The 4,498-nt window shown below is 61.2% G+C and carries 5 protein-coding genes; 2 read left to right on the forward strand and 3 right to left on the reverse strand.

The window, feature by feature from the left end; translation table 11 throughout:
* Positions 1-1,134: 1,134 nt before the first annotated feature.
* The gene (locus ACIQCY_RS18115) at positions 1,135-1,350 is read right to left on the reverse strand and encodes a hypothetical protein (RefSeq protein WP_400485192.1); all 216 of its coding nucleotides are present in this window, start codon (positions 1,348-1,350) and stop codon (positions 1,135-1,137) included.
* Positions 1,347-2,045: a recombinase family protein gene (locus ACIQCY_RS18120; RefSeq protein WP_400485193.1), complete on the reverse strand. Its 699-nt coding sequence runs from the start codon at positions 2,043-2,045 to the stop codon at positions 1,347-1,349. The genes ACIQCY_RS18115 and ACIQCY_RS18120 overlap by 4 nt, the downstream gene beginning before the upstream one ends.
* A gap of 228 nt (positions 2,046-2,273) precedes the next feature.
* On the opposite strand from ACIQCY_RS18120, the gene ACIQCY_RS18125 reads away from it, so the two are divergent.
* Entirely contained in the window at positions 2,274-2,414 is a 141-nt protein-coding gene (locus tag ACIQCY_RS18125; RefSeq protein WP_400485194.1) for a hypothetical protein, read from the forward strand.
* Between the two features lie 209 nt (positions 2,415-2,623).
* On the opposite strand, the gene ACIQCY_RS18130 is transcribed toward ACIQCY_RS18125, so the two are convergent.
* Complete coding sequence (locus ACIQCY_RS18130) at positions 2,624-2,752, reverse strand: hypothetical protein (RefSeq protein WP_400485195.1); 129 nt, start codon at positions 2,750-2,752, stop codon at positions 2,624-2,626.
* A 125-nt stretch (positions 2,753-2,877) separates the two neighbouring features.
* Here ACIQCY_RS18130 and cas5 point away from each other — a divergent pair, with 125 nt between their 5' ends.
* Positions 2,878-2,961 (forward strand): CRISPR-associated protein Cas5, encoded by an 84-nt coding sequence (gene cas5, locus ACIQCY_RS18135; RefSeq protein ID WP_400485196.1) that lies wholly within the window; start codon positions 2,878-2,880, stop codon positions 2,959-2,961.
* The last annotated feature ends 1,537 nt before the right edge of the window (positions 2,962-4,498 follow it).

The following is a 4,498-nucleotide window of genomic DNA, read 5'->3' on the forward strand; positions in this document are numbered from 1 at the left end:
TCCTCGCTGGCTGGCTCATTACGGCTCAGCAGTGGCGGCATGTGCGTACAGGTCCGGCAGACCCCGCAAGGGTCTGCTGTAGGCCGTGGCACTCCTTTGATCCTGGGGATTGCTCAACCCAGTGATAGACCCTGCCTGCACGCTCGACAAAGGAACCGGCTTTGACCCGGTAAGCAGCCACCCGGTTGGATACGGTACTCGGCTTAGCGTGTTGTGTGAGGGATGCTCACGAGAGTGAGGATCCGACACGCGGGGTTGCCTTCCCGCGTTCGTCTATGCCAACCGTTGGCGCGGTTGGTAGACTTGCGATATTCGATTGAATGACGAATTCAAGGTATCCCCACTGGTTGGCGCTGGTGGGGATTCCGCTTTTAAACGGCGTGGCGCGGTGACGTTGCAGACTGGGACAGCAGTCCCGCCGTACCGTGGACTCATGCCCCCACCCTCCAGCGTGACGCCCAAAGATGACGCCCTGATGGGCGGTCAGGTAGCCCCGGCTGGTGGCCCCGTGCTAGGTCTTGCCGCCGCCGCGAAAGCGTGCGGCGTCTCGGTATCTACATTGCGGCGCAGACGCCGTGATCTAGAGGAACTGGGAGCTACATCTACCTCGGCAGGGTGGCGTATTCCGATTGCGGCTCTCGTCCAATCGGGTCTCATGCCTGCCACCACGCCACCGCCGTCAGATGCGACCCCCATGACACCTATGATGTGGGCCGATGACGGCCCCACTACGGCACTGAAGGAAGAACTCGACATGCTGCGCTCGCGGCTCACTGCCGCAGAGCAACGGGCCGCGGTTGCCGAGGCCATCGCCACTGAGCGAGAGCGGGTTATCGAGACTCAAGCCATGGCATTACGGATGCTTGAAGCCCCCATCACTGCCACCCCTGCGAGCGCGCCAGCGGCTCGCGTAGAGCCAATGCCTGGTCATCCTCAGCCGGCCTCGAGGCCAACCTTTCTGCAGCGCCTACGCGGGGCGCGAGACACGCGCTAAGAGATGCCGTCTACGGTTTACGCGCTCGCCTTAGACGGCCTCGCAAAGTGTCCGGGTACTTCCCGCATCCTTGTCCTGTTAGGCCCTCACAGACCCGATGCGGGGCCTCTGAGGGCAGGCCACAAGAGCCGGCCCCGTTCCTAGTCGCTGGTCTCCATCCATGCAAGGATCTGCCGTGCTTCTTCCAGTTGCTGATTCACCCGTGCCACGGCCCGCCGCGCGGTGCCGTGCGTCTGCTCGGCGCTGCGCTCCAACGTCAGCCGATCCTCAGCAACCAACTCACTAAGCCTGTCCTGTACGTCCAGCAGGTGTCGGTAGATGTCCGCTGCGTTTGCCGTTTTTGTGTCAAAGCTCATGCGGTGAACCCCTCCAATGCCTCACGCTCGACGCTGGCAAGAACAGCTTTGATGGTGGAGGGGTGCCACTTGGCGCCCCCCTGAGCAGTCGGCACGGCGTCCGCGTTTAGGGCGTCAGCGATCTTCGCCATGCTGAGCCCGGCGGCGCGAGCCGCCGTAATCCGCTCCACGACTTCGGCGGGGAGTTGCCGCTTGCGGCCTACATGCTTGCCCTCAGCTTTGCGCTGAGCCATGCCGGTACGAGTGCGGTCCCCGTTGAGCCGGCGCTCGAAGCGCGCCGTGCTGATCATGATGTTTGCCATGAACTCACCGTTAGCCGTCGTCAGGTCATACGGCATGTCCAAGATGTGCAGCCCGAAGAGCTGCCCCCGCTCTCCCAGTCGGGCACGCTTGGCGATGGTGTCGAAGTCGCCCACTGAGCGACTGAGCCTGTCGAGCTTGGTGGCCATGAGCCAGTCAGCCTGCCCCGCCTCCAGCCGCTCCAGTGCCGACGTGAGCCCTGGTCGGTTCATACTCTTGCCCGAGAGGCCGGCATCCTCCACCACTTCCACATCCCAGCCCTTGCGCTCAGCCTCCAGCGTGAGCGCAGTACGCTGCGCCTCCAGTGATGCTCCACTGTCCGCCTGGTCCTCAGTCGAGACGCGGATGTACGCGAGTGCCAGCGGTCGGGATCGGGTTACTTTCTTCGGTGCCATGAGCCAAACATACACCAAGGGTTCCCTTGATGTATGAATGGCCATGATGACGCCGTATCCAATGACACCTGTCGGGTCAGTAGGGACGGTTCCCGTCCCCCCATAGTGCTGCGCAAATGCGACACCTACCAACGGTCGAGCCGCATAGAGGTGAGCAGAGAGTCAATCCCGGCCCTCTCCCCTGATGCGACCAGTTACACCACTGGTGCAACAACCGAAGGAACCACCATGGACCTGCTCGACCTCCTGACCACCATCGACCCGGAGCGCCTGCGTGCATGGCTCGCCGCACTCAACGCAGGGGTTCGCTTGGCAAGCTCCATACTCGGACTGATCCACAACACGCGGAAGCGGAAGCGCATGCAGTGATGCTCTCCCTTCCACCCCCCCAGGGGGGGAGGGACCCCGACGCGCTTGCCGGCCGGGACCGGGTCGTATAGCGCCTTTCGGATCTAACATGATGGAAAGTTTTTCTGGCTGCTTCCCAGTGCCTTTCACGGAGCAGATGAGCAGGCGAGTACTGCCCACACAGGAAAGGGCGCCAGGACCGTAGTCCCAGCGCCCTCCCGTCCTGCCTGCTACAGGTCGCAACCGCCGCGGATAACCGTGATCACGAGACGCACCACGTTCACCGCAAGGTTGGCGACGGCGATGATCTTCACCATGGCTGATACCCCTTGAGAGTCCAAGCCGATGCCAACTCCCATTGGCACGCGCGTGCCTCAGAGGTCTAAAGTGATTGATGTAAGCGTTACAACAATTACCCAAGAGCTTCTGTGCTTGACTGACGGGACGTTTGGGTTGCGAGGGGCCGACTGCAATCGGCCCCTTTTTGCATTTCAAGAACGTCTACACCAGGCACGTCCGGTGTACGTACCCCATTATCCCCTACCAGCGCCCCTACTTTGCAACATAGGTAACGCCGTATGCCCTCTACATGCCAGTATTGGCGCGGATCTTAGGCAGTAGAGCCGCCATATTTTCCGGAGTTATCCACAGAACTCTTAGACATTTCAGTCATTTCCTGACGCTCTTGATCAAATACCGATAAGTAGGGATAAGTAGGGATAAGTAGGGATAGGTAGGGTTACGTCTGGTTAGGCGGCTACTAAGAGATTTACATTCTTCGGCGTGTCGCGCCGCTCGGGTGTGTCGCGAGCAAGACATGTCACGCTGCCCTCTAGGGGAGTTCTGCTTATAGAGAAAGGCCGGCCCTCGCCGGTAACGGCAGACCAAACCGTGCAGCGAAGGCGACGACCGCCGGCCTTTCCGCGGCGTCCCAGTTGATCGAAGGTCCACAGGTCTTGGGGCCAAAAGGCTTGCAAGCTGTCCTCGCCTGGTTACGTGCCGCACGGCGCGCCATGTTCTCGAGGTGGGTTACTGGTTCCATATGAGCGGGATTGGCGCACCGCGCCTGGACCGCACACCCAGTGAGGTGGTCCAGTTCCTCTCGCTGCCTATGGCCGTCCATGAGCAACCCCCAAACTGCACGATGGTACGGCCAATGAACCTTGCCGTTCGATCCCTCAGGATCAAACGTGGCCGCGTTGTTCTTCAGACTGGGACGTGATGCCTTCGGCACCCAGCACTCGCCCTCTACATCGAGGCCGTCTCCAAGCCGAGTGGTGTTCAGTTCCTCGACTGCCCGTGATGGGCGTAAGTGTTCTCCCTCATGACGCCGGCAGTAGCTCAGGCGTCCACTGCCGGTGTCCATAGTGCGGCCGGCGGTCTTCTTGAGCTTGCCGGTCTTGGCGTTGCGGGGCTGATACCACTCATCTGTGGCGATGATCTCGACGCACCCGGGCCAGTCACACCGATCATCCTGGTACTTCCGACGCCATGCCTGAGCATGCGTCGCACAGTAAACACGGGTCCGTACGGGCTTCGCACAAAAAGGGCGAGAGCAGACCTCCGGAAGGCTCTTAGGACGCCCCATTCAGGCCCTCTTGTATGTAGACAGAATTCATGGTAACAACCGTACCATTAGCCCCATTCCTACCTACTGCCACAAGGAATCTCACCCCTGGTGAGCGGGCCAAAGGAGCGATTGCACTATGCAGTCATCTGGGAGCGGCGACAGCCGCTCGATAGTAGACCGTGGAGCACCAGCGGAACGGTCCCAGCATGGTTCCATCACAGTCCGGGCGAAGGCCCCAGCCGAAGCCCGTGAACCGATAGGGGATTCGCTGCGCTCATGCTGTCTTGATGCCCTCCAACGTGACTTCCAGCCGGTTACCTCGACCACAGCGGTAACACCGGGCGGCACTGGGCAGGGTGACGGAGGGCAGGAGTCTGCCTTGACGTGAATCAAGGCAGGTTGGAACGGAACGGCACCGGTGTAGGTATGACGTGTGGGTTTCCTCGCTGGCTGGCTCATTACGGCTCAGCAGTGGCGGCATGTGCGTACAGGTCCGGCAGACCCCGCAAGGGTCTGCTGTAGGCCGTGGCACTCC

The sequence above is a fragment of the Arthrobacter sp. NPDC092385 genome (assembly GCF_044755105.1).
GTDB lineage: Bacteria > Actinomycetota > Actinomycetes > Actinomycetales > Micrococcaceae > Arthrobacter_D.